General features: G+C 61.2%; 26 protein-coding genes and 3 pseudogenes. 12 read left to right on the top strand and 17 right to left on the bottom strand.

Going from position 1 to position 25,701, the window contains the following annotated elements; translation table 11 throughout:
* Window positions 1–129: 129 nt before the first annotated feature.
* From ACZ9DP_RS31460 to ACZ9DP_RS31470, 3 genes and pseudogenes are all read left to right on the top strand, one after another.
* Window positions 130–1,317 (top strand): annotated as a pseudogene (locus ACZ9DP_RS31460) (response regulator); the annotation flags it as partial.
* Window positions 1,310–1,687, top strand: a complete 378-nt coding sequence (locus ACZ9DP_RS31465; RefSeq protein WP_476204626.1) for a response regulator — start codon at window positions 1,310–1,312, stop codon at window positions 1,685–1,687. The pseudogene ACZ9DP_RS31460 and the gene ACZ9DP_RS31465, both read left to right, overlap by 8 nt.
* Complete coding sequence (locus tag ACZ9DP_RS31470; RefSeq protein WP_476204627.1) at window positions 1,684–2,730, top strand: adenylate/guanylate cyclase domain-containing protein; 1,047 nt, start codon at window positions 1,684–1,686, stop codon at window positions 2,728–2,730. The genes ACZ9DP_RS31465 and ACZ9DP_RS31470 overlap by 4 nt, the downstream gene beginning before the upstream one ends.
* 431 nt (window positions 2,731–3,161) lie before the next feature.
* On the opposite strand, the gene ACZ9DP_RS31475 is transcribed toward ACZ9DP_RS31470, so the two are convergent.
* Together ACZ9DP_RS31475 and ACZ9DP_RS31480 are read right to left on the bottom strand one after the other, a co-directional pair.
* Window positions 3,162–3,791 carry a Vgb family protein gene (locus tag ACZ9DP_RS31475; protein ID WP_476204628.1) on the bottom strand — a complete coding sequence of 210 codons (630 nt, stop codon included), beginning with the start codon at window positions 3,789–3,791 and terminating at the stop codon, window positions 3,162–3,164.
* 48 nt (window positions 3,792–3,839) lie between these two features.
* On the bottom strand, window positions 3,840–5,060 hold the full coding sequence (locus tag ACZ9DP_RS31480; protein ID WP_476204629.1) for a helix-turn-helix domain-containing protein: 1,221 nt from the start codon (window positions 5,058–5,060) through the stop codon (window positions 3,840–3,842).
* A 119-nt stretch (window positions 5,061–5,179) separates the two neighbouring features.
* Between ACZ9DP_RS31480 and ACZ9DP_RS31485 the strand changes: the two genes are divergently transcribed.
* From ACZ9DP_RS31485 to ACZ9DP_RS31505, 5 genes are all read left to right on the top strand, one after another.
* Window positions 5,180–6,016 carry a DUF899 domain-containing protein gene (locus ACZ9DP_RS31485; protein WP_476204630.1) on the top strand — a complete coding sequence of 279 codons (837 nt, stop codon included), beginning with the start codon at window positions 5,180–5,182 and terminating at the stop codon, window positions 6,014–6,016.
* A complete protein-coding gene (locus ACZ9DP_RS31490; protein ID WP_476204631.1) occupies window positions 5,997–6,368 on the top strand; it encodes a hypothetical protein in 372 nt (123 codons plus the stop codon). Before ACZ9DP_RS31485 ends, ACZ9DP_RS31490 begins: the two co-directional genes overlap by 20 nt.
* Window positions 6,325–6,711 (top strand): DUF899 family protein, encoded by a 387-nt coding sequence (locus ACZ9DP_RS31495; RefSeq protein ID WP_476204632.1) that lies wholly within the window; start codon window positions 6,325–6,327, stop codon window positions 6,709–6,711. Before ACZ9DP_RS31490 ends, ACZ9DP_RS31495 begins: the two co-directional genes overlap by 44 nt.
* Window positions 6,712–6,897: 186 nt before the next feature.
* A complete protein-coding gene (locus ACZ9DP_RS31500; RefSeq protein WP_022717253.1) occupies window positions 6,898–7,347 on the top strand; it encodes an SRPBCC family protein in 450 nt (149 codons plus the stop codon).
* A 137-nt stretch (window positions 7,348–7,484) separates the two neighbouring features.
* Entirely contained in the window at window positions 7,485–8,543 is a 1,059-nt protein-coding gene (locus tag ACZ9DP_RS31505) for an adenylate/guanylate cyclase domain-containing protein (RefSeq protein ID WP_194729030.1), read from the top strand.
* A 272-nt stretch (window positions 8,544–8,815) separates the two neighbouring features.
* Here ACZ9DP_RS31505 and ACZ9DP_RS31510 read toward each other — a convergent pair.
* A pseudogene (locus tag ACZ9DP_RS31510) lies at window positions 8,816–9,131 on the bottom strand (DUF2950 family protein); the annotation flags it as partial.
* Between the two features lie 119 nt (window positions 9,132–9,250).
* Between ACZ9DP_RS31510 and pepT the strand changes: the two are divergent.
* The gene (pepT, locus tag ACZ9DP_RS31515; protein WP_476204633.1) at window positions 9,251–10,483 is read left to right on the top strand and encodes a peptidase T; all 1,233 of its coding nucleotides are present in this window, start codon (window positions 9,251–9,253) and stop codon (window positions 10,481–10,483) included.
* A gap of 24 nt (window positions 10,484–10,507) precedes the next feature.
* Here pepT and ACZ9DP_RS31520 read toward each other — a convergent pair whose 3' ends face one another.
* The 6 genes from ACZ9DP_RS31520 to ACZ9DP_RS31545 form a co-directional block, all read right to left on the bottom strand.
* The gene (locus ACZ9DP_RS31520) at window positions 10,508–12,130 is read right to left on the bottom strand and encodes an ABC-F family ATP-binding cassette domain-containing protein (protein WP_476204634.1); all 1,623 of its coding nucleotides are present in this window, start codon (window positions 12,128–12,130) and stop codon (window positions 10,508–10,510) included.
* Between the two features lie 184 nt (window positions 12,131–12,314).
* Window positions 12,315–12,479, bottom strand: coding sequence for a DUF1328 domain-containing protein (locus ACZ9DP_RS31525; RefSeq protein WP_022717247.1), 165 nt, complete (start codon window positions 12,477–12,479; stop codon window positions 12,315–12,317).
* A gap of 77 nt (window positions 12,480–12,556) precedes the next feature.
* On the bottom strand, window positions 12,557–13,084 hold the full coding sequence (locus tag ACZ9DP_RS31530) for a hypothetical protein (protein ID WP_372431853.1): 528 nt from the start codon (window positions 13,082–13,084) through the stop codon (window positions 12,557–12,559).
* 78 nt (window positions 13,085–13,162) lie between these two features.
* On the bottom strand, window positions 13,163–13,954 hold the full coding sequence (locus ACZ9DP_RS31535; protein ID WP_476204635.1) for an anti-sigma factor family protein: 792 nt from the start codon (window positions 13,952–13,954) through the stop codon (window positions 13,163–13,165).
* Window positions 13,951–14,556: an RNA polymerase sigma factor gene (locus tag ACZ9DP_RS31540; protein ID WP_476204636.1), complete on the bottom strand. Its 606-nt coding sequence runs from the start codon at window positions 14,554–14,556 to the stop codon at window positions 13,951–13,953. The genes ACZ9DP_RS31535 and ACZ9DP_RS31540 overlap by 4 nt, the downstream gene beginning before the upstream one ends.
* 37 nt (window positions 14,557–14,593) lie before the next feature.
* A complete protein-coding gene (locus ACZ9DP_RS31545) occupies window positions 14,594–15,139 on the bottom strand; it encodes a tetratricopeptide repeat protein (RefSeq protein ID WP_074066741.1) in 546 nt (181 codons plus the stop codon).
* A gap of 168 nt (window positions 15,140–15,307) precedes the next feature.
* Here ACZ9DP_RS31545 and ACZ9DP_RS31550 point away from each other — a divergent pair, with 168 nt between their 5' ends.
* The 3 genes from ACZ9DP_RS31550 to ACZ9DP_RS31560 all read left to right on the top strand — a co-directional run bounded on the left by ACZ9DP_RS31550 (window position 15,308) and on the right by ACZ9DP_RS31560 (window position 18,185).
* Window positions 15,308–16,360 carry a type III polyketide synthase gene (locus ACZ9DP_RS31550; RefSeq protein ID WP_476204637.1) on the top strand — a complete coding sequence of 351 codons (1,053 nt, stop codon included), beginning with the start codon at window positions 15,308–15,310 and terminating at the stop codon, window positions 16,358–16,360.
* Entirely contained in the window at window positions 16,357–16,860 is a 504-nt protein-coding gene (locus ACZ9DP_RS31555) for an isoprenylcysteine carboxyl methyltransferase family protein (RefSeq protein ID WP_476204639.1), read from the top strand. The genes ACZ9DP_RS31550 and ACZ9DP_RS31555 overlap by 4 nt, the downstream gene beginning before the upstream one ends.
* A 77-nt stretch (window positions 16,861–16,937) precedes the next feature.
* On the top strand, window positions 16,938–18,185 hold the full coding sequence (locus ACZ9DP_RS31560) for an NAD(P)/FAD-dependent oxidoreductase (RefSeq protein ID WP_074066738.1): 1,248 nt from the start codon (window positions 16,938–16,940) through the stop codon (window positions 18,183–18,185).
* Between the two features lie 27 nt (window positions 18,186–18,212).
* Here ACZ9DP_RS31560 and ACZ9DP_RS31565 read toward each other — a convergent pair whose 3' ends face one another.
* The 8 genes and pseudogenes from ACZ9DP_RS31565 to rirA form a co-directional block, all read right to left on the bottom strand.
* Window positions 18,213–18,599 carry an ester cyclase gene (locus ACZ9DP_RS31565; RefSeq protein ID WP_074066737.1) on the bottom strand — a complete coding sequence of 129 codons (387 nt, stop codon included), beginning with the start codon at window positions 18,597–18,599 and terminating at the stop codon, window positions 18,213–18,215.
* A 76-nt stretch (window positions 18,600–18,675) separates the two neighbouring features.
* Window positions 18,676–19,209: a gluconokinase gene (locus tag ACZ9DP_RS31570; RefSeq protein ID WP_476204640.1), complete on the bottom strand. Its 534-nt coding sequence runs from the start codon at window positions 19,207–19,209 to the stop codon at window positions 18,676–18,678.
* 25 nt (window positions 19,210–19,234) lie between these two features.
* A pseudogene (locus ACZ9DP_RS31575) lies at window positions 19,235–20,189 on the bottom strand (peptide ABC transporter ATP-binding protein).
* The gene (locus tag ACZ9DP_RS31580; protein WP_074070171.1) at window positions 20,186–21,202 is read right to left on the bottom strand and encodes an ABC transporter ATP-binding protein; all 1,017 of its coding nucleotides are present in this window, start codon (window positions 21,200–21,202) and stop codon (window positions 20,186–20,188) included. Before ACZ9DP_RS31580 ends, ACZ9DP_RS31575 begins: the two are co-directional and overlap by 4 nt.
* A complete protein-coding gene (locus ACZ9DP_RS31585; RefSeq protein WP_074066734.1) occupies window positions 21,202–22,098 on the bottom strand; it encodes an ABC transporter permease subunit in 897 nt (298 codons plus the stop codon). Before ACZ9DP_RS31585 ends, ACZ9DP_RS31580 begins: the two co-directional genes overlap by 1 nt.
* 25 nt (window positions 22,099–22,123) lie before the next feature.
* The gene (locus ACZ9DP_RS31590; RefSeq protein WP_476204641.1) at window positions 22,124–23,128 is read right to left on the bottom strand and encodes an ABC transporter permease subunit; all 1,005 of its coding nucleotides are present in this window, start codon (window positions 23,126–23,128) and stop codon (window positions 22,124–22,126) included.
* An 86-nt stretch (window positions 23,129–23,214) separates the two neighbouring features.
* Window positions 23,215–24,810, bottom strand: a complete 1,596-nt coding sequence (locus ACZ9DP_RS31595) for an ABC transporter substrate-binding protein (RefSeq protein WP_476204642.1) — start codon at window positions 24,808–24,810, stop codon at window positions 23,215–23,217.
* Window positions 24,811–25,152: 342 nt separating this feature from the next.
* The gene (gene rirA, locus ACZ9DP_RS31600; RefSeq protein ID WP_074066732.1) at window positions 25,153–25,629 is read right to left on the bottom strand and encodes an iron-responsive transcriptional regulator RirA; all 477 of its coding nucleotides are present in this window, start codon (window positions 25,627–25,629) and stop codon (window positions 25,153–25,155) included.
* Window positions 25,630–25,701: the final 72 nt, after the last annotated feature.

The raw sequence follows: 25,701 nt of genomic DNA on the forward strand, positions 1-25,701 counted from the left end.
GAGCTCGATATCGCAGGAATGGTTCAAGATGCCGCCACAACCGCGCAGCCCCTTGCGCAGAAAAACCACAACCGGATCATCATCCACTGCCCGGATGACATTGGCAGCATGCGCGCCGATCAGCTTCGGGTGCGCCAGATCCTCCTCAACCTGTTGAGTAACGCCTGCAAGTTCACGGAGAACGGCCAAGTGACGATTGGGGCGACCTGCGCGAAGCATGATGGAGGCGGTGGCGTGATATTCACCGTCGCCGACACTGGCATCGGTATGACGCCGCAGCAGATGACGAACCTGTTCCAGGAGTTTAGTCAGGCCGACAGTTCCACCACCCGCAAGTACGGCGGCACTGGGCTAGGGCTTGCCATCAGCCAACGCCTGTGCCGCGCGATGGATGGCCAGATCACTGTGGACAGCACTCCCGGCGCCGGTACCAAGTTCACGGTGTGGCTGCCGTCGGCAATCGACGCAGGCCCCACGCTGGAAGAAAAGCCGGCCCCTGGCACCGGGGTCGCCGCTGACGATAACCTTGGCCTCGTCTCGAACGTGGTCCTCGTCGTTGATGACGATAAGGCGGTGCGGGACCAGATGCGCCGCTTTCTTGCCCGCGAGGGTTGCGATGTAGTGACGGCCAGGGACGGTGCCGAAGGCCTTAATCTGGCCCGGCAGGTGAAGCCAGCGCTCATCACCCTTGACGTGCTCATGCCGGGTTGCGACGGCTGGAGCGTCCTGCAGGAATTGAAGGCGGATCCTGAGCTCGCGAGTATCCCCGTGGTGATGCTCACCATGGCCGATAAGAGGAATCGAGGCTACGCACTCGGTGCCGCCGATTACTTGATGAAGCCGATCGACCGCGACGCGCTCCGGAAACTGATCGCCAAATTCCGGTCGGGCGCACCCAGCCCAGCGCTTCGTGTTCTGATCGTCGAAGATGATGAGAACACGCGCCAGCAATGGCGTCGCATATTGAGTGCCGAGGGTTGCGATGTGGACGAGGCCGAGAATGGCCGGGTCGCGCTGGAACGGCTCATCCGCGCGCCTCCGGACCTGATCATTCTCGACCTCATCATGCCGGAAATGGACGGCTTCGAGTTCCTTGTCGAACTGCGAAAGCAGCCTGCCTTCAAGGCGATGCCGGTCGTGGTTGTGACGGCGGCGACCCTTGGCAAGGAAGACCACCGGCGTCTGAACGGTGGCGTCGAGCGCGTGCTCGCCAAGACCGCCTTGAGCCGCAACGAGCTTCTGGAGGAATTGCGCAAGATGGTTGCTCGATACATTGTCAAACGAAGCTCACCTGACAAGGATCGCCGTGATGGTTAGGATCCTCTATGTCGAGGACAATGAGGACAACATCTACATGCTGTCCGCGCGGCTAAGACGCAAAGGCTACGAGGTACTCGTTGCCACCAATGGCGATCAGGGCGTGGCGCGTGCACGATCGGACGCCCCGGCGCTCATCCTGATGGACTTAAGCCTTCCCGTCCTCGACGGCTGGGAGGCGACAAGACGTCTCAAGGCATTGGCTGAGACGCGGGGTATTCCCGTGATCGCACTCTCGTCGCACGCGATGGCTGGCGACCGCGAAGCAGCACTGGCAGCCGGGTGCGATGACTTCGATACCAAGCCCGTCGACTTCGCGCGCCTGCTTGGAAAGATCAAGGCCCTGCTCCCAAAGGAGTCGATGCCATGAGTGAGGTTGGACCTGCCCTGCTTGTCGTTGATGATAACGAGGACAATCGCTTTACGCTGACCGAGCGGTTGAAGCGAGAAGGCTACCGGAACGTGGCATGCGCCAGCAATGGACGGGAGGCGCTCGAAATGCTGACAACGAGACCGTTCGACCTCGTGCTGCTCGACATTACGATGCCGGAAATGGACGGCTACCAGGTGCTCGAGCACCTGAAAGCCGACACAACGCTGCGCAACATTCCGGTTGTCATGATATCGGCGGTCGATGAGATCGACAATGTGGCGCGCTGCATCAGCCTCGGTGCCGAGGATTATCTGGCAAAGCCGTTCAACGCGGTTCTGCTGCGTGCCCGCGTGGCCGCCTGCCTGGAAAAGAAGAGGCTGCGCGACCAAGAGGCGGTATATACGCAGCAAATCGAAAACGAAAAGCGCCGAGCCGACGAGCTTCTGTACGCCATCCTACCCGCCGGCGCGGTGCGCGAGCTCAAAGCGACCAATGAGGTCCGGCCCCGCCGATACAATGAAGTCGCGGTGCTATTCTGTGATATCGTTGGCTTCACAGCCTATTGCGATGAGAATCCGCCGGAGAAAGTGGTGGAGGATCTTCAGGCGCTGATCGGCGAATACGAACGAATCGTCCGTCAGCATGGAATGGAGAAAATCAAGACTATCGGCGACGCCTTTATGGCCACGGCCGGCCTGTTTGATCGCATGCCAGATCCGGTTTTTGCCAGCTTGCAATGCGGACTCGACATGGTGACGGCATCACGCCGCATCGAGCCCAAATGGGAAGTGCGAGTCGGCGTTCAATTCGGTCCGGTTGTGGCGGGAATCATCGGGCAGCGGCAATACGTGTTCGACCTGTGGGGCGACACGGTGAATATGGCCTCCCGGATCGCAGCCCATGCTAACCCTGGGACGGTAGCGACCAGCGGGGTCACGTGGCATCGCATTCGCGAGCGCGGTCGCGGGCGCTCACTGGGCTTCGTAGAAATCAAGGGCAAGGGTCGGATTGAACTGATCGAATGCCTGGAACTTCGTTGAGGGGACCGGAACAACCCTAGCCATCGCATCCCCATGCCTCGTCTTGCCAGGCTGAGACGTTCCTGAAACGGCAAAGGCATGCTGCTTTCGCGGCAGATATAAAACCGCTGAAAGTCCGGATTAAATTTAGGCCCCGGAAGCGAAGATTAGTGCCGTTTTGCGTAGCTGGTGACGGTGATCCAAAGCCAAGGCGCAACGTGGCATCCACGGTCGCTCACGATCGGAAAAACAGACGAATTGCGAGACATCTAGCTAAGCTTTTGAAATCATGTGAGAATCCAGATTCCACAGCCAGTTCTCGCTAAATATCTTAAATCCTTGTTTTTCTGGGTGTTTCGGGTCGCGTTTGACGCGATATGTTTGTCGTCCGTGAGGTCGGTTCGATCACTCGTCGGGTTAGTCAGCATATGTCCCCGGCACCGCGGCGCGTCTCACCTCGGCCGGCGGATGGCTCGCACTTTACCGCTGCTTCCGCCGCCGCAGAAGAGCTGATCGCCGCCATCGGATTCGAGCCCGGAGACGCCCACACCGGCCGGCATAGCGAGCACTTCCAGGACCTCTCCCGTTTCAGGATCGATTTGCCTGACCTCGCTCTCCTCACCTTCCCAGGTGGCGTGCCAGAGTTCGCCGTCGACCCAGGTGACCCCCGTGACGAAGCGGCTGGACTCGATGGTGCGGAGAATCGCTCCTGTCTCGGGATCAATCTGATGGATCTTGCGGTCCCGGTATTGCCCCACCCAGAGCGTGCCCTCGGCCCAGGCAAGGCCAGAGTCGCCGCCGCCGGGCGCCGGGATCGTGGCGAGCACACGGCCGGTCTTCGGGTCGATCTTCTGGATGCGGTCCTCGGCAATCTGAAACAGGTGCTCGCCGTCGAAGGCGGTCCCTGCGTGCGCGGCAACATCAATAGAGCGCACTGTCTCTCCGCTCGCGGGGTCGAGGGCGTTCAGTTTGTCTCCGGACGCAAACCAGACGTGCCGGCCGTCGAAGGTGACGCCGTGCACCTGCTCGGCACCCGGAAAAGGTCCATATTCACGGAGAATTTCGGCTGCGGATCTTTTCATGATTCCACCCTGTCGTTTCAGGTTTTCAACTCAGCTCAGGCACCGACCTTAATCACCCGGCAACGGTCCGGGGAGTAACAAGATTGTCGGGAATCCCGGCACGGGCGGGGTCATCCAGCGACGCGCCCGCCCGCGACCATAAGACTGCACCTTGCCTGCTGCGGCAAGCTGCTCGAGCGCCCGCTGTACCGTGCGCGGGCTGGCTCCGAGCGCAATCGCAAGTGCTGAGCTCGACCATGACTCGCCGTCGGCGAGAAAGGCGAGCACTGCCGGATGCTGCTCTTCGACGGGCGGCACCAGCACAGCGATCTCGCAAGCCCGGCGCGGCGCCAACGCAAAGCCTCGCTTCGTCGCCTTCACATCTGCAAGCGTCCGGATTTCCGCGCGCAGCCGCCCGATCTCGACCCGAAGCCGCGCGCGATGGGATTCATCGGCATGTTTTCCCCGGAATGCGCGTGCGATGAGCGTGCCCCTCGGCACGTCTCCAGGCCAGGCTTCGCCCAGCGCACGGGCAAGCGCGAACAATACCGGGCGCGTCGCGAGCGGGACGGCCAGCCGCTCGTCCCGCACGATATTCCGGCACGCGTCCACAACAAGCGCACCGGACGCCGGGAGCGCTTCGATCTCCTCGAGCAGCAGCGGGCGTTCCTCACCACGCGCAATCAGGCGCGCTGCGGGCGTTATCAGGAGGAGGGATGCTCGTTCTACCTCCGCCGTGAGCGCAGGGATGTCTGCCTCGCTCGCAGCGTGTCTGGCCCGCGTGAGAGCCTCCCGCGCCGCTTTCGTCTGGAGACGCCGAATGGCGATGCCCGCAACAACCAACTCATGGGCGGCCCTGGACGCGGGCGGAAGCGGTGCTTGGTCGAGCGTAGCCAGCATACGCTCGGCCTCGTCAAGGCGGCCGATCAGGAGCAGGCGCCGGACCTCCACATTTCGTGCATGCGCGGCATTGATGCGGTCGCCGTGGGCTTCGAGGGTCGCCCGCGCTGCGTCGAGCGCCTTCGCGGGCCAGGTGAGATCGCGCGAGACGAGTGCGATCTCGGCCTCGGCGACGACACACCTTGCGCGCGCCACCTCCTCCTTGCGGCCGAACGCACGCGCCGCACTCTTGAGGAGAGCCGTGGCCCGGACGAGATCGCCGAGCTGCGCCATCGCAATACCCCTGAGCGCAAGTGCTGGCGCGTCGTCGCGCAGGGCGACCCGCTTCAATGCGCTAAGGGGATCGCCTGCGGCGAGGGCGCGTGCCGCGGCAGTGATCAGCGAGTCCATCGGAATCCCGTCACACTTGTAACTCCCACCATTCGATATCCGGCCCTAGTCTATTCATGACCAGCAAGCAACACGCCGCACCGAAATTGAGACGGCGACACAGCCATTGGAGAAGAACGATGACGGCACACGTAACCGGAACACGCAAAGAGTGGTTGTCGGCACGGCTCGACCTGCTCAAGGATGAAAAGGAGCTGACACGGCGCAGCGACGCATTGGCGTTGCGGCGTCAGGAATTGCCCTGGGTTCGGATCGACAAGGAATACCGGTTCGAGACCGAAGAAGGGAGCGCCAAGCTGGCGGATCTTTTCAGGGGCCGCTCGCAGCTTCTCGTCTATCACTTCATGTTCGGTCCCGACTATACGGCCGGCTGCCCGTCCTGCTCTTCGATCGCCGACGGATTCAACGGCATCGTCGTCCATCTCGAGAACCACGATGTCGCCTTCTCGGCGGTCTCGCGCGCACCGCTCGCAAAGCTGCAGGGGTTCAAGCGGCGGATGGGCTGGACCTTTCCCTGGGCGTCGTCGAACGGCGGCGACTTCAACCGTGACTTCGGCGTCTGGTTCACTGAAGAGCAGCAGCGCGAGGGCAGCATAGAATACAATTTCCACCGCGAGCCGCCGGCACCTGAGCCGCTCGCAGGAAAAACCGTTCAGGAATGGCAGGTGCGTGGCAGCGAGGGGCCGGTCGCGCAGATCGCAGCCATGACCGGAACCGACGTTGCCACATATACGCGCGACAGGCCGGGCCTCAGTGCCTTCGTGCTCGACGATGGCATCGTCTACCATACCTATTCCAGCTATGCGCGCGGTCTGGACGGCCTGTGGGGTATGTACCAATGGCTCGACCGTGCTCCTATGGGGCGCAACGACCACGGCGTCTGGTGGCGCCACCACGACAAGTACGACAAGCAATTTCGCCGGGGGGGTCACAACGATGATTGCTGCTCGGCGTGAAACTTTGGGCTCCTCCGGCGAAAGCGGCAACCTGGCAGCCCTCGGTGCGGCCGATTGGCTATCCCTTGCGGCGGCCCCGACCTTCGCGGTCATGGCGCTGTTGACTAACGTCTTTGGCGGTACGGAGATGATCTGCTCTGCCGCGTCTCATACGTCGCCGCTGACCGGAATGGTCCCGATGTACTTGCTGATGAGCGCCTTCCATTTGGCGCCCTGGCTGAAGCTGATCTCCAGCCTGCGAAGCGGAACCTGTCGTCCCGATCCGGCTTTCGCCCCGCAAAGCACCAACGAACAGGAACCATCGCGACGTGACATTCACGTCGGTCTCGCGTGCTCCACTGGCCAAGATTGAAGCCTACAAGAAGCGCATGGGCTGGAGTTTCCCATGGGTGTCGTCCCGCGGCAGCGATTTCAATTTCGACTATCATGTTTCGTTCACCCCGGAAGAGATCGCCAAGGGCGAGGCGTACTACAACTACCAACCGGGCCGCGCGATTGCTGGCTCAGAAGAGGAAGGGATCAGCGTCTTCTACAAGGACGAGCGAGGCCAGGTGTTCCACACCTATTCCTGCTATGAGCGGGGCATCGACATGGTCAATGGCGCCTACCGGTACCTCGACCTCGTGCCGAAAGGCCGTGATGAGGACGGTTTAAACTACCCGATGGAGTGGCTACGCCGGCACGATCAGTATTGATCCGACGCAAAAGATGCGGCGCCCGGTGGCATAACCAGCAATCATTTGGCAGTGCGATCGCAAGCGGTGGCCGGTGCCCTTGTTGCGGGTGAGCGTTTGCCTACATGCTGTCTAACGCCAACCGGAGATCCCCCGTCCATTCTGCGCCTCAAACGGGGCAGGCAATAGCAACCACAGGAGAGACCAATGCAAGAGGCCCTTGTCGTTCGCCGCGAGACGCATATCCCGGCGCCGCCCTCGGCGGTGTTTGCCCTGTTGACAGATCCAGAGAAAATCCTGCGCTGGATGGGTACTGAGGCGGAGATCGAGCCGCAGCCTGGGGGGATCTATCTGGTCAACGTCACCGGCGCTCGCTTCGCCCGCGGTTCCTTTCGCGAGGTGGTGCCGGTGCACCGTCTGGCCTACAGTTTCGGCTGGGACGGCAGCGAAATCGTGCCGCCGGGGTCGAGCCTGGTCGAGATCGACCTGATCGAGCAGCCGGACGGGACGCTGCTGCGGCTGACCCACACTGGCCTGCCCAATGCCGAACAATGCGCCGGCCATGCGGAAGGCTGGGCTCACTACCTCGGCCGGCTGGTCGAGGTAGCAGCCGGACGTGACCCGGGCCCGGATCCGATGCATGGCAGATATGACTGAACTCCGCTCCCGAAACGCCCGCCTTGAGGCGATCGCCAGGCAACGGTCAGCCGGGATGTCCTCCGACATAAGGCAGGCGGACATGCCCTCGCCACGGCGTGGATGACAGGCTCCTGCCCCCGTGGCATGATCGCGGCATGGATCTGCCCGCCCCCCTCGCCTGGCTGGTCGACGAGGCTGGCGCCTCATCCGACCCCGAATTGTTCCTGGCCGAGCTCGGCGGCCGGTTGCTCGCCGACGGCCTGCCGCTGGCCGGCGCAGCCCTGACGCTTGCCGTGCCGCATCCGATCATCGCCCGCCGCACCTGGTTATGGCGGGCCGAAACCGGAGTAGTGATCGAGGCGCTCGGCTTTGCCGGGGGGCCGCCCGGTCAGGCCGGACACGGCTGGCTTGCCGGACTTGGCCCCGTGCTGGAGGAGACAGTCGGCCCGGCTCCGGACAGCCCGGTGCTGGGTTGGGCTGGGTGCCGACCATTCGATCCCGCCGAGGCCTACCGGCTGCGACAGGCCGCGCGCTTTGCCGCCGCTCCCTTGGCCGCGCTGGCCGCACGGGCGGCGCTGGCAACGCTGCTCGAGGCCTATCTCGGCCGGCGCAGCGCCGCGCAGGTGCAGGCCGGCGCGCTCTGCCGGGGTGCCGGCGAGACCATCCGCGCCGCATTGCTCTGCGCCGATCTGCGCGATTTCACAGCGCTGTCCGAAGCGACAGAGCCCACCGTCATGATCGCCGCCCTCGACGCCTGGTTCGACCGCGTCACGGGGGCGGTACATGCTTTCGGGGGCGAAGTGCTGAAGTTCATCGGCGACGGCGTGCTGGCCATCTTCCCGGCCGCCGGCGCGCCGGGCGAGGCATGCGACGCGGCGCTGCGCGCGGTCGCCGCTGCCCGCGCCGGCATGGCTCATCTCGATGCGACGCGGCAGGCGCAGGGCCTGCCATCGCTGCCGTTCGGCATGGCACTGCATTTCGGAGAGATGTTATGGGGCAATATCGGCGCGGCCGACCGGCTGGACTTTACCGCCATCGGCCCCGCGGTCAACCTGGTCAGCCGGCTCGAAGGGCTCTGCAAGCCCCTTGGTCACAACGTGCTCATCTCGGGCGCTGTCGCCAAGGAGACGGCAACGGCCTTGATCCCCTTGGGCGAACACGCATTGCGCGGCATCGCCGATCCCTGCGCGGTCTTCACCCTGCCGGAGGATTAAGCTCTGCTGTCCGGGCCCGGTAAACGACATTGGGTACGCGACAATACACGAGAGGTCGATACGTCTGCAGTCAATCGACTTTAAGCGGCTGGCATACGCCACCTGCGCCGGTCATTTCCAGAGGCTGCGCTCAGCTGCGACTCGGGCTCCGCTCAACCTCCACTTACCAGTGGTGGTGTCGGCCAATGAAGGTCCTGATTGAGGTCAAGAGATTCCCCCAACAAGCCATTTCTCCTCGCAATTCCCTTTCCAAGAACAGCGGTGAAACCCGCTCAATCCTCGGTCACGGCCCAATTGTCGTTCGGATTTGAACCGCTCGATGCCAGGCGCCAGCTTATCCGTGCCTTCTCCGAGATCCGCCTGATAGACGATGCCGTTGCGGTTGACCACGAAGATGTGGATGCCGGTTTCGCCGTATGTCACCGGCCAGGCGACGAGGCCGAAACCGGCGATCATGTTTCCGTTGATGGTATAGTCATAGGCGCCGCCGGCGATGTTGGCACCCTGCCGCTTGAGTATCTTAAAGCGGTAGCCGTAATAGCCCCTGTCCTCCGTTGCCTTCTGAAGTTCCGACTGATCGTCAATACTCGCCGTACGAAGCCTGCCTGCGCCGCTGACACAGGCGCGAGGCAAAAAAGGCCTTCACCGCAACGCGGATGAAGGTTACAGCAGTCCATCGCTGACGATCATGCACTGGACTTGAGCCTATGACCGATACTGTTACCGATCGCTTCCTTCGATATGTCGTTATTGATACGCAATCGGATCCTACGTCGTCGACGCAGCCTTCCACCGATAAGCAGAAGAATCTCGGCCTTATGCTGGTCGAGGAACTGCTGGCAATCGGTCTTTCGGATGCGCATCTCGACGAACACGGCTATGTCTATGCGACCATTCCGCCCAATGTGGACAAGCCAGTGCCGGTCATCTGCTTCTGTTCGCATATGGATACGGCACCGGACTTCACCGGAACGAATGTCAAGCCGCAAATCGTGCCGAACTACAGCGGCGGCGACATTAGGCTTTCAGGCGATCCGCAGCAGATCATTCGCGTTGGCGACAATCCGGCGCTCAACGACCAGATCGGCAACGACATCATCACCACCGACGGTACGACGCTGCTCGGGGCCGACGACAAGGCCGGCATTGCCGAGATCATGACGGCAGCGCAAATCCTGGTCGACAATCCGGATATCAAGCACGGGACGATCAAGATCCTCTTCACGCCGGACGAGGAGATCGGCCGTGGCGTCGACAAGGTCGACCTTGAAAAGCTTGGCGCCCGGTTCGCATACACCATGGATGGCGAGACGGCAGGGCATATCGAAGACGAGACCTTCTCCGCCGATGGCGTCGAGATCACTATTCAAGGTGTGGCCATCCATCCCGGCTTCGCCAAGGGAAAGATGGAAAACGCCATCAAGATCGCCGGCGCGATCATCAGCCGGCTGCCGAAGAACGTGGCACCGGAGACGACCGAAGGCAGAGAGGGATTTGTTCACCCAACGGGCGTCACAGGCTCGATGGAAAAAGCAGCCCTCAACCTTATCGTTCGTGACTTCAATGACGGTGGCCTCGCAGCCAAGGAAGCCATGCTGGAGAGGATCATAAAGGAGGTCATGGTGGACTATCCCGGCTCCTCTTACGGCTTCAAAGTCAAGCCGCAATACCGCAACATGAAGGCCATCCTCGACCGCCATCCGGAAATCATCGAGAACGCCGTCGAGGCAATCCGGCGCGCCGGAATGGAGCCGGTGCGCGGCAGCATCCGGGGAGGGACCGATGGTTCGCGGCTTTCGTTCATGAGCCTGCCCTGCCCCAATATCTTCGCAGGCGGCCACGCCTTCCACTCGCCGCTCGAATGGGTCAGCCGACAAGATATGGAGAAAGCGGTCAAGACAATCGTCGAACTGGCGAGAATCTGGGAAGAGCGCGCTTAAGCGCGCGCCCTTATTGCTCTCCACTCAACTGCGCAGGCCAGGCGCCTCATGACCGGTGCGCGTCACATATTCCGTGTAGCCGCCGCTATACTGGTGAATGCCGTCGGGGGTGAGTTCCAGCACCCGATTGGACAAAGCGCCCAGGAAGTGCCGGTCGTGCGAAACGAACAGCATCGTGCCTTCGTACTCGGACAACGCCTTGATCAGCATTTCCTTGGTGTCCAGATCCAGGTGGTTTGTCGGCTCGTCCAGCACGAGAAGGTTCGGCGGATCGAAGAGCATCATTGCCATGACGAGCCGCGCCTTCTCGCCGCCCGAGAGCACCCGGCATTTCTTCTCGACATCGTCGCCAGAAAATCCGAAGCAGCCCGCCAGCGCGCGCAATGAGCCCTGCCCCGCTTGCGGGAACTTATCTTCCAGTGACTGGAGTACGGTGCGGTCGCCGTCCAAGAGATCCATGGCGTGCTGCGCGAAATATCCCATCTTCACGCTGGCACCGAGAGCGACGTTGCCTTCATCCGGCTCCGCCGAACCCGCAACAAGCTTCAGAAGCGTAGACTTTCCGGCGCCGTTGATGCCCATGATGCACCAGCGCTCGCGCCGCCGCACCATGAAATCCAGCCCTTCGTAGATGGTTCGGCTGCCGTATTTCTTGTGCACGTTCTTCAGGCTGATGACATCTTCGCCCGAGCGCGGTGCCGGCAGAAACTCGAATGAGACGACCTGGCGGCGCTTGGGCGGTTCCACCCGGTCGATCTTCTCCAGCTTCTTCACGCGGCTCTGTACCTGCGAAGCATGCGAGGCGCGGGCCTTGAAGCGCTCGATAAACTTGATTTCCTTGGCGAGCATCGCCTGCTGGCGCTCGAACTGGGCCTGCTGCTGCTTCTCGTTCTGGGCCCGCTGCTGCTCGTAAAAGGCATAGTCGCCGGAGTAGCTGTTCAAGTTGCCGCCATCGATCTCGATAATCTTGGTGACGATGCGATTCATGAACTCGCGGTCGTGCGAGGTCATCAGCAGCGCGCCGTCATAACCTTTCAGGAACTCCTCCAGCCAGATAAGGCTTTCCAGATCCAGATGGTTGCTCGGCTCATCAAGCAGCATAACGTCAGGACGCATCAGGAGAATTCGGGCAAGGGCTACACGCATCTTCCAGCCGCCGGACAGTGCGCCCACGTCGCCGTCCATCATTTCCTGGCTGAAGCTGAGACCGGCCAGAACTTCGCGCGCGCGTCCTTCCAGGGCATAGCCGTCGAGCTCCTCATAGCGCGCCTGGACCTCGCCGTAGCGATCGATGATCCTGTCCATGTCGTCGGCCTGTTCGGGGTCCGACATGGCGGCCTCGAGCTCCCGCAATTCGGCAGCAACGATGCTCACGGGGCCGGCGCCGTCCATCACCTCGGATACGGCGCTGCGGCCCTCCATCTCGCCGACATCCTGATCGAAATAGCCGATGGTGATGCCCTTATCGACCGATACCTGCCCCTCGTCGGGGTGCTCCGCCTGTGTGATCATCCGGAAAAGGGTCGTCTTGCCGGCACCGTTCGGACCGACGAGGCCGACCTTGTCGCCTCTGTTGAGCGCTGCCGTCGCCTCGATGAAGAGGATGCGGTGGCTGTTCTGCTTGCTGATGTTTTCGATACGAATCATATGCGATAAGGACCCAGAAAAGTTTTCGGAGGCCTTATGCCACGGGGCGGCGAGGCTGTCGCAAGTTTTTCCGCATTAAGATCTGTTTCGGGGTCGCGGCTGATGCCGGATGACATCGCGCCCTATCGACGCAAAAAACCCGGCGCCACAACGCCGGGTTTTTCAAACATCTCATTTCGTCGCACTATTCGCGGCGCATCAGGCGCATGACGAGCGATACGACGAACAGCACCAGGAATATAAAGAAAAGAACCTGTGCTATGGAAGCCGAAGCGCCTGCGATGCCGCCAAATCCGAGGACGCCGGCGATCAGGGCTACGACGAGAAATACCAAAGCGTAGTACAGCATGGTGAACTCCTCTTTCGATTCTGACCTATCAACGGCTACCCTTGGCAATTGGTTCCAGAACGCCTGATTTCAGGGCATCAGCCGAACTGGAGGATGCCCTGTTGCGTGCGGTCGCCTTCGTCGGGGGCGGGTGGCTCTGCTGCTTCGAGATAGAATTTCACGGGCGCAGTCAGCACGAACCAGATGCATGCGCCAGCCATGAACGCCGATCCGATGGGATCATCAATGCGCGTCACGAATGGCAGCCCGGCCGAGGCGAAGAGAACGGTCATCCGCAGAGACCATTCCGCCTCACGCTTGTTGATCGCTCGGGCTCGGAGCGATTTGTAACGCCGGGCGTCATAGCCGCCCCTTCCCACCCTTGCGGAGGAAGCCAGCTTCCAGATGGACGGCAGAGCCAGCATGAACAATGCCGCAAGGCTGAGGACGAGAGGCTGTCCGGAGAGATTGTACCGGCTTGTGATTGCCAGGAACGAAAGCGCCGCCAGGTTCCACACCGGCTCCAAACGCTCCGGATGCTGCGCCGTGTAGACATGCCAAACCCGCAGCGTACGCGCCGCGCCGGAAAGCAGCGGCTCGTCGATATAACGATTGATCCAATCCATGCTGAAATGCCGGTCCCTGTCTAATCGAGATGATCGGCAACACCATGCAATCTGGTCATCATGATGGCGGGACGGCAATCATGCCGTCAATTTTGACCTGAGGCTATCGACGATTTCCTGCATCCGGTCTGCCGGGGCATGGCCGATCAACATGAAGGCATGGCTCCGGCTGGACCAGTAGATGACGTTCATGCCCTCGCGGCCTTCGATGTCCGGCGCCTTTTCACCCTTGTCCGAGCGGATGATGCAGAGCGCCATCGGGCCGGTCTCGGGATCAAGGTAGGCGATCTGGGCGAGCGGTCTTTCGTCATATTCCAGGAGCAGCACGCGCTTAAAGTCTACCCCCGGCAACGCAACCATCCTGGACGAAAGTGCAAGCCCGAGTTTTCGGTCGATCTGGGCAAGCTGAACGCTCTGCACATCGGCAGGCGGAACGGGCCCTGCCAGCGTGTCCGACGTGTAGAGCGAGATATATTCGGCGACGACAGCGCGCCATTCGGCGCCCTCGTCCTTCGAAAGGCTGCGGCTGATGCCGAGATAGGCGCGGTCTGCAATGACACCCACGACCACCGAAGCGGCAAGCGCGCCGAGAACGCCGCGGCGGCTCGCAAAGCTTGAGCCTCTACTTTCCCGCTGTGTGGGGATTGCGGCAAGCATCGATTCGAGGCTCGCCCGCGGCGCGGCGGCGAGAAGCGGGGTGAAGGCCTCCTTGAACGGCAGGTTGCTGTGGCACAGGAATTCCAGCCTGGCGGCTACGCGTTCGTCGGCATTGACGAGCGCTTCGATGCGCGCAGCATCCTGCGACGGCAGTTCGCCGTCGATGAAGGCCGTCAGTTCTTCGTCAGAGGGTATGTTGATATCGTTGCTCATTGCCGTCCCTCGTCCGAAATGGCTCCGCAAAGCGTCGCGCGTGCTGCCGCCAGCCGGCTCATCACGGTTCCGATCGGTATGGCCAATACATCCGCCACCTCGCGATAGGAGAGCCCTTCTACGTAGGCGAGGAAGACGGCACTGCGCTGTGCTTCCGGCAGCGCGTCCACCTGCAGCAGCACCTGATTTGCCATGACATGCGTTTCGGTGTCGCGGGCTCCGTCGAAGACCAGTGCTTCCTCCGGATCAGCCCAGCCCTTGCCCTGGCGGACCTTGCGGGAACGGACCTCGTTCAGCCAGATCGAATGCAGGATCGAAAACAGCCAGCGATCGAGCCGCGTCCCCTGTTCGAATTGCCCGCCGCGTTCCAGCGCCCGGACACAGGTCTGCTGGACGAGGTCATCGGCCACATCGCGCTGCCGCGAGAGCACGAGACCATAACGCCAGAGCCTGGCAAGGTTCTCTGTCAGGCCTTTCCTGATGTCCGCTTCGCTCGCGATGGCCGCCTCCGCCCCAGTTCGTCTTCCGGGGATCGCCAGCCGAAGCGGCAATCCCGTTTCCAGGCGACTATAGGCAGGAAATGTGGCGCGCGCGACCGGCATTCGATCATCCCTCCTTGCCGCCACGCGCCGCCTCTTTTCAGATCTTCGATGGATCGAGGATTACGGCGTTGAGGTCCTGGTATTCCTCGCAACCCGTGCCGCAGATCGCCTTGATCATGTTCAACTGCTCCTTGGCGAGATCGATGCGGCCTTTGACGACGTAGGCTTCGCCGAGATATTCACGAACCTTCGCATATTGGGGATCGAGCTTGACCGACTGAAGATAATAGGAGATGCCTTCGTCCGTGCGACCGAGCTTACGGGTGGCGTAGCCGCGATAATTCAGTACTTCCGCATTGTTCTGGTCCTTGACGGTGTCGAGTATCGCCAGCGCTTCTTCGTAGCGGCCGGCCTTTGCCAGCGAATAGGCATAGTCGGTACGGTTCTCATCCGTCACATTGGCGCTCTGCTGCTTCACGCATTGCTTCGACCTCTTGTCATAGATCTGACCCTTTTTGCAGGTGGGCGTGTTCGCGCCGCCGCCACCACCACCGCCGACTGCGAAGACGGGAGTGGAAAGCATGGAGGCGGCGATGCAGCCGCCGAGGACGAGAGAAGCGATACGGACAATCGTGGTCGTCATGGGATATCTCCGGGAAAATGACGTTGCCGCGAAAGAACACGCCTGCCCGGCACTTTATTCGGACGGCGCAAGGCATTTTTCATCACCTTTTCGTGACGAAACCGGTACGAATAAATCGCCGTCAGAGGTGTTCTCCGCTTTACCGCCGGGGGGCAGAAGGAGCATGCCGTGAACGATACGGTCAAATTTCTGAGCCTCGCCATTGCCGTGCCCGAACACATCATCACGCAGGCAGAAGCAGCCGAGGCATCGGCCCGGCTCTTTGCCGGCCGCTTCCAGGACTTTCGGCATCTTGCGAGCGTCTTCGACAATGCGGGCATTATCAAGCGACATGCGGCGCGACCGCTCTCATGGTTCGACGAGCCGCATGGCTGGCAGGACCGGATGGACGCTTATGCCGAGGTCGCAAGCAGCCTCTTCATCGAAGCGGCGACCAAGGCACTGCGGCAGGCCGATCTGCAGGCAAGCGATATCGATTGCGTCGTCACCGTCTCCTCCACCGGGTTTACGACGCCGAGCCTCGATGCGCAGCTTGCCGGAAAGATGGGGTTCCGGGCGGATATAGAGCGCGTCCCCGTATTCGGGCTTGGCTGTGCTGCTGGCGTCTCGGGCTTCGGCATCGCGTCACGTCTGGCGAAGGGCAAACCGGGCAAGACCGTGCTCTTCGTGACGATCGAACTCTGCACCCTTGCCTTCCGGTTGGACGAGCTGACGCGGCCCAATATCATCGCAACCGCACTCTTCGGCGATGGTGCTGCAGCTTGCGTGCTTCGCAATGGTGGGTACGGCATCGCCGAAGTGGAATCGAGCGGCGAACATCTGTTTGCCGACACGCTCGACATTATGGGTTGGAAGATCGACGACGCAGGCTTCGGCATCGTGCTTGCGCAGTCGCTGCCACCCTTCGCGGAGACGAAGCTTGGTCCCGCTGTCGACGCGATCCTTGCCCGCAATGGCCTGTCGCGTCAGGATATCGACCGTTTCATATGCCACCCGGGCGGGACCAAGGTGCTGACGGCAATGGAAAGTGCGCTTTCGCTCGCGCCCGGTTCGCTGGATCACGAGCGCGCGGTGATTTCCGACTATGGCAACATGTCCTCGCCAACCATCCTCTTCGTGCTGGAACGCGCAATCCGCGCCGGTCTGCCCGAGCGCGCTGCGATGATCGCCATGGGACCGGGATTTTCCGCAAGCTGCGTTACGCTGCGGAGGACGGCATGATGCTTGCGTCCATCGCGCTTCTGACCTTCGTCACGATCCATCGGCTCGGCGAACTTGTTCTCTCCAGGCGCAACACGGCCGCGCTTCTTGCAAAAGGCGCACGCGAGACCGGGGCGGAACATTACCCCTACATGGTCGCCCTGCATGCCGCCTGGATCGGCGGGTTGTGGCTGCTTGCCTCGGACAGGCCGGTGAACCTTGTTTGGTTCGGCATCTTCATGCTGCTGCAAATCCTCCGCCTCTGGGTGCTCGCCACCCTCAAGGAGCGGTGGACGACGCGGATCATCGTTCTGCCGGACGCGCCGCTCGTCCGTAGCGGGCCCTATCGCTTCATCCGGCATCCGAATTATGCGGTCGTTGCGGGGGAAATCGCGGTCCTGCCGCTTGCCTTCGGCATGCCGCTCTACGCGGCCGCCTTCACCATCCTGAATGCGCTCATGCTCGCCATCCGCATCCGTGCCGAAAATGCCGCACTCAAAACGGCAATGATTTTGAAATAAAATGCGATTTTTCAATTGCGCCATTGCAATCCTAAGGGCATTTTCCACCCTTGGAATTCAGTGGACTGCAAGGAAAAATGACCAAGAACGCAATCGTGCTCGGTGCCGGCATCGTCGGTGTTTCGACGGCAATTCATCTGCAACGGCGCGGACGGCAGGTGACGCTGATCGACCGCAAGGATCCCGGAAGCGAGACCTCGTACGGCAATGCGGGACTGATCCAGCGTGAAGGTGTCGTGCCTTACGGCTTTCCCCAACAGATCGGACTGCTGCTGCGCTACGCGTTGAACAACCGCATCGACGCGCACTATCACCTAAAGGCACTCCCGAGCCAGCTCGCCTTCCTCGCCCGATACTGGTGGAACTCCAATGCACGGCGCCATGAGATGATCACCCGTGCCTATGCGCCGCTGATCGAGAACTCGATCCTGGAGCACAAGGACCTGATCGAGGCGTCGCATGCAGAACAGCTGATCCGCAAGGATGGCTGGATGAAGATCTTTCGGACCGAGGTAAAGCGCGACGAAGAGCTTGCTGAGGCCGAAAGCTGGCAGAAGGAATTCGGCGTCAGCTACGAAACGCTGTCTTCCGCGGACATTGCCCGCATGGAGCCGAGCCTCATGCAGACCTTCGCCGGCGGCATCCGCTGGCGCGATCCCTGGTCGGTCCTTGATCCGCAAGCGCTGACTGCCGCCTACCGCAGCTATTTCGAAAGCCTTGGCGGCCGCTTTGTTGTCGGCGATGCCGTTTCGCTCGGCCAGTCGGGTTCCGGCTGGAAAATCATGACGTCCGAAGGCTCGATCGAGGCAGACGACGCGGTGATGGCGCTCGGTCCTTGGGCTGCGGTTGCGACGAAGCGGCTCGGCTATTCCTTTCCGCTTGGCGTCAAGCGCGGCTACCACATGCACTATGCGGCGGAAGGCAATGCCGTCCTCAACAACTGGACGCTCGATGCCGAGCGCGGCTATTTCCTCGCACCAATGAACCGCGGCATCCGGCTGACCACCGGTGCGGAATTCGCAGCACTCGACGCGCCGAAAACACCGGTTCAGCTCGACCGCGCAGAAAAAGTCGCCCGTACCGTCTTCCCGCTCGGACGCAGGCTCGATCCCGAGCCGTGGATGGGCGCGCGCCCCTGCACGCCGGACATGATGCCGATCATCGGCAAGGCGCCGCGGCACAATGGCCTGTGGTTCGCCTTCGGGCATGCGCACCACGGCCTGACGCTCGGTCCGGTGACCGGCCGCGTGCTGGCGGAACTGATCACCGGCGGGACGCCGTTCATCAATATTTCCGCCTATTCGCCCCAGCGCTTCAATCCCTAGCGGCACGACGAGACGTGGCGGCTTTCATCAGAGTTGTGCTTCGATGGCCGCCTTGTCGATGATCGACCATACCTCATCGATCTTTTCCCGATCGAAGCGATAGAAGACGTTTTCGGTGAAAAAGACTCTCTTTCCGTTGACTGGAAGGCCGAGGAACGTTCCCTTCGGCGTGCAATCGAAAGCCAGCCGGCATGCAATAAGGGGTGGATCGGACGTCAGCAACTGGACGTCAAAACGAAGGTCGGGAATCTCCTCGAAATCCCGCTCCAGCATCGCCCGATAGCCTGCCAGGCCAAGCCGCCGGCCATTGTGGCGCACATCGTCGCCGACAAAGCGCCCCAGCCGCTGCCAGCCCCGCGCGTTCAGGCAGGCGATGTAATCGCGATAAATCGCTGAAAGTTCAGCCCTGCTCAAGGCAAGTCCTCCGGGCACTGGATTTCTCTGAGCACTCAAAGATGGCCGCCTCTAAGCGGCCGTCAATAGATCGTGGTCAGGCAACGCCGAGCACCGCTAGCTTCTTTCGAGCTTCCTCGGCAATGTCTTCGATCGTGTGGTCGATATCCACCGTTACGACCCCTGGCTCGCCGGTCGGCACTTCCAACGTTTCGAGCTGACTTTCAAGCAGGGACGTCGGCATGAAGTGACCCGAGCGATGCCCCATCCGCTCGCTCAGCAGTTCCTTGGAACCTTCGAGATAGACGAAGAAGAGATTGCCGCCGGCCGCGACGCGCAGCCGCTCGCGATAGATGCGCTTCAGCGCCGAGCAGGAGACGATGACGCCATTGTCTTTTGCAAGAGCCGCCTTCATGGCTTCACCGATGAGGTCGAGCCAGGGCATGCGGTCCGCATCGGTCAGTGGAATGCCTTTCGACATCTTCTCGACATTGGATGCTGGATGAAGCTGGTCGCCTTCAATGAAGCGAAGGCTCAGCGCCTCCGCCAGTTTCTCGCCGATTGAGGATTTTCCGGAGCCGCTGACGCCCATGACGATGATTGCATGGGCCTTGTTCGTCCGCTTCGGCATTCGGTCCTCCGTCGCCTGCGTCCGTTCAGTCGAGCGGAAAATGACAGGCGTATTTTTGTTCGCCCTCTCCACTTAGTTCAGGCTCCCACCCGGCGGCAATAGTCCTGCGCCTTCCAGCAACGCGGGTTGAAATGACAGCCGCTCGGCGGCTTCAGCGGCGAGGGAAGCTCGCCGTGCAGACGGATGCGGCTCTTGGCGCGATCGGGATCGGCGATCGGCGTCGCCGACAGAAGTGCCGCCGTATAGGGATGACGCGGGTGCGCAAAGACTTCGGCCGCCGGCCCCGTCTCGACCGGGCGGCCGAGATACATGACCATCACATCGTCGGCGATATGGCGAACGACCGAAAGACCATGCGAGATGAAGAGATAGGCAAGCCCCATTTCCTTCTGCAGATCCATCAACAGGTTCAGCACCTGCGCCTGGATCGACAGGTCGAGCGCCGAAACCGGCTCGTCGAGCACCAGCACCTTCGGTCGCAGCATGAGCGCGCGGGCAATGGCGATACGCTGGCGCTGGCCACCGGAGAACATGTGCGGATAGCGATCGTAATGCTCCGGCCGCAGCCCGACGCGCGCCATCATTTCCTCTGCCTTGCGGCGGCGGCGTGCGGCATCGAGATCGGTGTTGATCTTTAGCGGCTCTTCCAGGATCGCACCGACCTTCTGGCGCGGATTGAGCGATCCGTAAGGATTTTGGAAAACGATCTGCACCTGGCTGCGGAGACTCCGGTCGCCGACGCGAGCAGGCTTGCCGTCGATCAGCAGCTCGCCTGCCGTCGGGTCTTCGATCATGGTGACCAGGCGCGCGAGCGTCGACTTGCCGCAACCGGATTCGCCGACAACGGCGAGCGTCTTGCCGGAATAGAGACTGAAGCTCACGCCGTTCAGCGCCTTGACGGTCGCCTCCGGTTTGAACATGCCGCGATTGACAGTGTAGAAACGGGCAAGATCCTTGCCCTCGAGAACGGCGCCGGTCATACGAAGTCTCCAGCAGATTGCTTCGGCATCACGCCGGGATGACCGAGCGGCTTGCCGTCTTTCAAAGGATAGTTGCAGAGCGCGAGGCCGAGTTCCGGCCCCTGGCGGACAACGCCACGATCGCATTCGACCGTCGCATAGCCGCAGCGCGGCGCAAAGAGACAGCCGCGCGGGCGGTCATGCTGGCCGGGCACGACACCGGCGATCGACGGCAGATGCTGGCCGACCTGGGCACGCTCCGGCAGGGCGGAAAGCAATGCGGCGGTATAGGGATGATGCGGGTCGCGGAAGAGTGCCTTGACCGGCTGCTCCTCGACCTTTTGTCCGGCATACTGGACCTGCACGCGCTCTGCAGTTTCGGCGACGACGCCCATGTCGTGGGTAATCAATACCAGCGCCATGCCCTGCTCCTTCTGCAGGCGCACGAGCAGATCGAGGATCTGCGCCTGGATCGTCACGTCGAGCGCGGTCGTCGGCTCGTCGGCGATCAAGAGCTTCGGATTGCAGGAGAGCGCCATGGCGATCATCACGCGCTGGCTCATGCCGCCGGACATCTGGTGCGGGAAGTTCGACAGGCGATCTTCCGGCGCCGGGATGCCGACAAGGTTCAGGAGCTCGATCGAGCGCTCGCGGCGCTCCTTGCGGTTCAGACCCATGTGCACCCGCAGGCTCTCGCCAAGCTGGAAGCCGACCGTGAAGCACGGGTTCAGGCTCGACATCGGCTCCTGGAAGATCATCGCCATGTCCTTGCCGATGATCCTGCGGCGCTGTCGGCCGGAAATGCCGATGAGTTCCTTGCCGTCGAAAGTCATGCGGTCAGCGGTGATCTTCGCCGTCCAGGGCAGAAGCCCCATCATGGCGAGCATCGCAACGGACTTGCCGGAGCCGGATTCACCGACGATCGAGAGGATCTCGCCCTTGTCGCAGCTGAGCGATACGCCGTCGACGGCGCGGAAGAGACCGGAAGACGTCTGGAATTCGACGGTCAGATTCTGAATATCGAGAAGCGGCATCATGACCTCTTCAGCTTGGGATCGAGCGCATCGCGCAACCCGTCGCCCATCAGGTTTATGGCGAGAACGGTGACGAGGATGGCAAGACCCGGGAATGTTACGACCCACCAGGCGCGCTGGATGAATTCTCGCGCTTCGGCGAGCATCGTGCCCCATTCGGGTGTCGGAGGCTGGGCCCCCATACCAAGAAAGCCGAGGGCGGCAGCATCGAGGATCGCCGCCGAGAAGGCGAGTGTCGCCTGGACGATCAGCGGCCCGAGACAGTTCGGCAGGATGGTCTTGAACATCAGCCGCAAGGTGCCGGCACCGGCGACGCGGGAGGCGATGACATACTCCTTCTCACGCTCGGCCATGACCGAGGCACGCGTCAGGCGCACGAAATGCGGCTGGTTGACGATGGAGATCGCAATCATCGCATTGACGAGGCCGGGGCCAAGGACCGCAACCAGCACGAGAGCCAAAAGCAGCGACGGGAAGGCGAGGATGATATCCATCAGGCGCATGATGGCGATATCGATGCGGCCGCGGAAATAGCCGGCCACGAGGCCGATCAGAACGCCAGCGATCACCGAGATCGTCACGACGACAACGCCGATGAAGAGCGAGAAGCGCGCGCCATAGATGAGGCGCGAGAGAATGTCGCGTCCGACAGCGTCCGTCCCGAGCGGGAAGGACGAGCTGCCGCCTTCCATCCAGAACGGAGCAAGAAGAAGCATCTGCCGGTTCTGCTCGTTTGGCGTATGCGGCGCAACGAGCGGCGCAAATATCGCCACGACGAGAATGAAGATGAAAACGGCGAGGCCGATGACGGCGCCCTTGTTTCGCGAGAAATAATACCAGAATTCCGCAAGAGCCGATGGGTGGGCGGTTTTTGCAGCGACCGTGCCGGTTTGCATGTTTGTCGTACTCACGGGACCGCTCCTAGTGCCGAATACGTGGGTTGATGAAGCCGTAGGTGATGTCGACGATCAGATTGACCAGCATGATGATGCCGGCGATCAGCAGAAGACCACCCTGGACGACCGCATAGTCCCGCTTGAACACCGAATCGACCATCCACTTGCCGATGCCGGGCCAGGAAAAGATCGTCTCGGTCAGGATCGCGCCCGCGAGCAGGACGCCGATTTGCAGACCGATGGTCGTCACAACCGGTATCATGGCATTGCGCAGCGCATGCACGCCAACGACCCGAAGCGGCTTCAAACCCTTGGAGCGGGCAGTACGCACATAGTCTTCGCCAAGCACTTCGAGCATCGCCGAGCGGGTCTGGCGCGCGATGACGGCAAGCGGAATGGTGGCAAGCACGATCGTCGGCAGAATGAGATAGCTGACGGCGGAGCGGAAGGCGCCCGCCTGCCCCGACAGCAGGCTGTCGATCAGCATGAAGCCGGTGACCGGCTTGAAGAAATACATGAGCGAGATGCGGCCCGAAACGGGCGTCCAGCCGAGATAGCCGGAGAAAAAGATGATGAGCAGCAGGCCCCACCAGAAGATCGGCATCGAATAGCCGACAAGGGCGATCCCCATCACGCTTTGGTCGAACCACGTGCCTCGCTTGACGGCGGCAAACACGCCGGCGGGCACGCCAAGACAGACCGCGAGAAGAATGGCACAAAGCGAGAGCTCGAGCGTTGCCGGGAAGAGCGCGCCAAAATCACCGAGAACCGGGCGCTTCGTGACGATCGACGTTCCAAAGTCGCCCTGCAGCACCTTGCCGAGGTAATCGAAGTACTGAATGTACATGGGCCGGTCGAAACCGAGATCGTGCATGATCTGGGCGTGACGCTCAGGCGCCATCACGCGTTCACCCGACAGAAGCATGACGGGATCGCCGGGAAGCATGCGGATGAACGAGAAGGCAATGAGCGTGACGCCGAGGAATGTTGGGATCAGGACCGCGAGGCGCCCGATGAGAAATCGCAACATGGCAGATGTTCCAATAGTTTCCGGCGGTCAGGGAGCCTGACCGCCGGCCAGCCCGGCGTTAGCCGGGCATTCTTGCATAATTCTTGTTATTCGGAAATGTCGACGCCGTCGAAGCGGTGGTAGCCGAGCGGATCCTGGACGAAGCCGGAAACCTTCTTGCTGACCGGAATGAAGACGAGCGAATGGTCGAGCGTTGCCCAGGGAGCTTCCTTCTTGAAGATCAGCTGAGCCTGCTCGTAGGCCTTGGTGCGCTCGGCAACATCTGCCGTCGTCTTGGCCTTGGTCATCAGGTCGTCGAATTCCTTGTTGCACCATTGCGCGCGGTTGTTGCCGCCGACAGCGTCGCAGCCGAGGAGCGTGTCCATGAAGTTGTCCGGATCGCCATTGTCGCCGGTCCAGCCGAGGATGACGGCACCGTCACGGTCCTTGGCGGAGGAGAGCTTCAGGTACTCGGCCCATTCATGGGTCACGATCTCGACTTCGACGCCGATCTTTGCGAGGTCGGCCTCCATCAGTTCAGCTGCGCGGCGAGCATTCAGCATGTACGGACGCGAGACGGGCATCGCCCAGAGCTTCATCTTGAGATCCTTGACGCCGGCATCGGCAAGCATCTTCTTTGCCGCATCCGGATCATATTTGTCGTCTTCGACGGCATCGTTATACGACCACATCGTCGGCGGGATCGGGTTCTTGGCAATCGCTGCAGCGCCCTGGAAGACGGCATCGATAATCGCCTGCTTGTTGATCGCCATGTTGAGAGCCTTGCGGACTTCAACCTTGTCGAACGGCGGGATCAGCGTGTTGTAGGCAACGTAGGAAACGTTGAGGCCGGCCTGTTCCATAACGGTCAGGTTCTCGTCCTTCTTCAATTCGGCTACGTCGGCAGCATTCGGGTACGGCATGATGTGGCATTCGCCGGCCTTCAGCTTCTGCGCGCGGACGGCAGCGTCGGAGGTGATCGCGAAAACGAGATCGTCAATCTTTTCCTTGCCCTTGAAGTAGCTCTCGTTGGCCTTGTAGCGGATGACGGCATCCGGCTGGTAGGCGACGAAGGTGAACGGACCGGTGCCGAGCGGCATCTGGTTCATCTGGTTCATCTTGCCGTCAGCCGCGAGCTTGTCGGCATATTCCTTCGACAGGATCGAAGCAAAGTCCATGGCGAGGTCGGCCATGAAGGGCGCTTCAGGATGCGCCAGGGTGAACTTGACCGTCAGGTCGTCGACCTTCTCGATCGACTTGATGAGCTCCGGGAAGCCCATGCCGGCGGCGTATTCGTAAGAACCGCCTTCGACATACTTGTTCCACGGATTGTCGGCCTTCAGCTGGCGCTCGAAGGAGAAGATGACGTCGTCGGCGTTGAGATCGCGCGTCGGCGTGAAGAACTCGGTCGTCTGGAACTTGACGCCCGACCGCAGCTTGAAGGTATAGACCGTGCCGTCGTCGGAAACGGTCCAGCTTTCAGCAAGACCCGGCTCGATCTCGGTGCTGCCGTGCTTGAATTCGACGAGGCGGTTGTAGACCGTGCGCGAGGTCGCGTCGAAGGTCGTGCCTGCGGTGTAGAGGCCCGGATCGAAGCCTTCCGGCGAACCTTCAGAGCAATAGACAAGGGTTTTTGACCAGGCCGACGTCGCCATGACCGAAGCCAGGGCCGTCGCTGCCAGCAGGACGGAGAGCTTTTTCATAATTTTGTTTCCCAGGTTTGTTCTTTTTTGATCTTTCGAGATCGAGCACAAATATTCCCGATCAGCGGGCCGATGGAACGATATTTATTTGCTGAAAGCAACGGTATCCGCAGAAAATTTTTCCAGTTGGACAACTTTAGAAATTTTCCGTCAAAAATCGGCCTCATTTGGAAATAATCGGACGTAAGAAGCTGAGTTTTTGTCGCTTTTGGTATAATTTCGCGGTTTTTGGATACGCGAAATTGCCTCTCGGCATTCAATCTGGAGGAGCTAAACGCAAAAACCGCAGCTGCATGCTGCAGCTGCGGTCAATGAGCATATTCGACTATTACGTGTCAGGCGTCAGGCAGCCGGAGCGCTGATGGCGGGTTTGCGGTAACCTTCGCCAGTCAGGCCGAGAAGGAAGTTGATCTGCGGGCGCGCCCTCACGAGATCGTCGATCGAATATTCGGCCAGCACGTCGAAGAAGGCGTTGAGCGCCTTGCGCAGCGCCGTGTTCAGACCGCAGCTGTCGACCAGCGGGCATTCGACCGCGCCGTCTTCGAAGCACTCGGCCATCGCAAAGCTGTCTTCGGTCACTTTGACGACGTCGAAGAGGCTGATCTCCTTCGCCGGTTTGCCGAGCCGGACGCCACCGTTGCGGCCCCGGACGGTTTCGACCAGGCCCGCCTTATTCAGCGGCTGCAGAATCTTGAATAGAAAGAGTTCAGAAACCCCGTATGCCTTGGCAATTTCGGGAATCCGGCTCAGATGTCCTTCATTGGCAGCGCAATACATCAACATGCGAACCGCATAGTTGGTCTGCTTCGTCAATCGCATGCCGTTCTCCTGAATCGCGTGGGCTGGATACCCGGATGGATGCTATATAGTGGCTTTCGTAGTTTTGAACAA

The organism is Rhizobium sp. USDA 4016 (assembly GCF_056279705.1).

What these genes read in the sequence shown, in the direction of transcription:
- ACZ9DP_RS31465 (WP_476204626.1), top strand. Translation starts at nt 1,310, where the DNA reads ATGGTTAGGATCCTCTATGTCGAGGACAATGAGGACAACATCTACATG.
- ACZ9DP_RS31470 (WP_476204627.1), top strand. Translation starts at nt 1,684, where the DNA reads ATGAGTGAGGTTGGACCTGCCCTGCTTGTCGTTGATGATAACGAGGAC.
- ACZ9DP_RS31475 (WP_476204628.1), bottom strand. Translation starts at nt 3,791, where the DNA reads ATGAAAAGATCCGCAGCCGAAATTCTCCGTGAATATGGACCTTTTCCG.
- ACZ9DP_RS31480 (WP_476204629.1), bottom strand. Translation starts at nt 5,060, where the DNA reads ATGGACTCGCTGATCACTGCCGCGGCACGCGCCCTCGCCGCAGGCGAT.
- ACZ9DP_RS31485 (WP_476204630.1), top strand. Translation starts at nt 5,180, where the DNA reads ATGACGGCACACGTAACCGGAACACGCAAAGAGTGGTTGTCGGCACGG.
- ACZ9DP_RS31490 (WP_476204631.1), top strand. Translation starts at nt 5,997, where the DNA reads ATGATTGCTGCTCGGCGTGAAACTTTGGGCTCCTCCGGCGAAAGCGGC.
- ACZ9DP_RS31500 (WP_022717253.1), top strand. Translation starts at nt 6,898, where the DNA reads ATGCAAGAGGCCCTTGTCGTTCGCCGCGAGACGCATATCCCGGCGCCG.
- ACZ9DP_RS31505 (WP_194729030.1), top strand. Translation starts at nt 7,485, where the DNA reads ATGGATCTGCCCGCCCCCCTCGCCTGGCTGGTCGACGAGGCTGGCGCC.
- pepT (WP_476204633.1), top strand. Translation starts at nt 9,251, where the DNA reads ATGACCGATACTGTTACCGATCGCTTCCTTCGATATGTCGTTATTGAT.
- ACZ9DP_RS31520 (WP_476204634.1), bottom strand. Translation starts at nt 12,130, where the DNA reads ATGATTCGTATCGAAAACATCAGCAAGCAGAACAGCCACCGCATCCTC.
- ACZ9DP_RS31525 (WP_022717247.1), bottom strand. Translation starts at nt 12,479, where the DNA reads ATGCTGTACTACGCTTTGGTATTTCTCGTCGTAGCCCTGATCGCCGGC.
- ACZ9DP_RS31530 (WP_372431853.1), bottom strand. Translation starts at nt 13,084, where the DNA reads ATGGATTGGATCAATCGTTATATCGACGAGCCGCTGCTTTCCGGCGCG.
- ACZ9DP_RS31535 (WP_476204635.1), bottom strand. Translation starts at nt 13,954, where the DNA reads ATGAGCAACGATATCAACATACCCTCTGACGAAGAACTGACGGCCTTC.
- ACZ9DP_RS31540 (WP_476204636.1), bottom strand. Translation starts at nt 14,556, where the DNA reads ATGCCGGTCGCGCGCGCCACATTTCCTGCCTATAGTCGCCTGGAAACG.
- ACZ9DP_RS31545 (WP_074066741.1), bottom strand. Translation starts at nt 15,139, where the DNA reads ATGACGACCACGATTGTCCGTATCGCTTCTCTCGTCCTCGGCGGCTGC.
- ACZ9DP_RS31555 (WP_476204639.1), top strand. Translation starts at nt 16,357, where the DNA reads ATGATGCTTGCGTCCATCGCGCTTCTGACCTTCGTCACGATCCATCGG.
- ACZ9DP_RS31560 (WP_074066738.1), top strand. Translation starts at nt 16,938, where the DNA reads ATGACCAAGAACGCAATCGTGCTCGGTGCCGGCATCGTCGGTGTTTCG.
- ACZ9DP_RS31570 (WP_476204640.1), bottom strand. Translation starts at nt 19,209, where the DNA reads ATGCCGAAGCGGACGAACAAGGCCCATGCAATCATCGTCATGGGCGTC.
- ACZ9DP_RS31580 (WP_074070171.1), bottom strand. Translation starts at nt 21,202, where the DNA reads ATGCCGCTTCTCGATATTCAGAATCTGACCGTCGAATTCCAGACGTCT.
- ACZ9DP_RS31585 (WP_074066734.1), bottom strand. Translation starts at nt 22,098, where the DNA reads ATGCAAACCGGCACGGTCGCTGCAAAAACCGCCCACCCATCGGCTCTT.
- ACZ9DP_RS31590 (WP_476204641.1), bottom strand. Translation starts at nt 23,128, where the DNA reads ATGTTGCGATTTCTCATCGGGCGCCTCGCGGTCCTGATCCCAACATTC.
- ACZ9DP_RS31595 (WP_476204642.1), bottom strand. Translation starts at nt 24,810, where the DNA reads ATGAAAAAGCTCTCCGTCCTGCTGGCAGCGACGGCCCTGGCTTCGGTC.
- rirA (WP_074066732.1), bottom strand. Translation starts at nt 25,629, where the DNA reads ATGCGATTGACGAAGCAGACCAACTATGCGGTTCGCATGTTGATGTAT.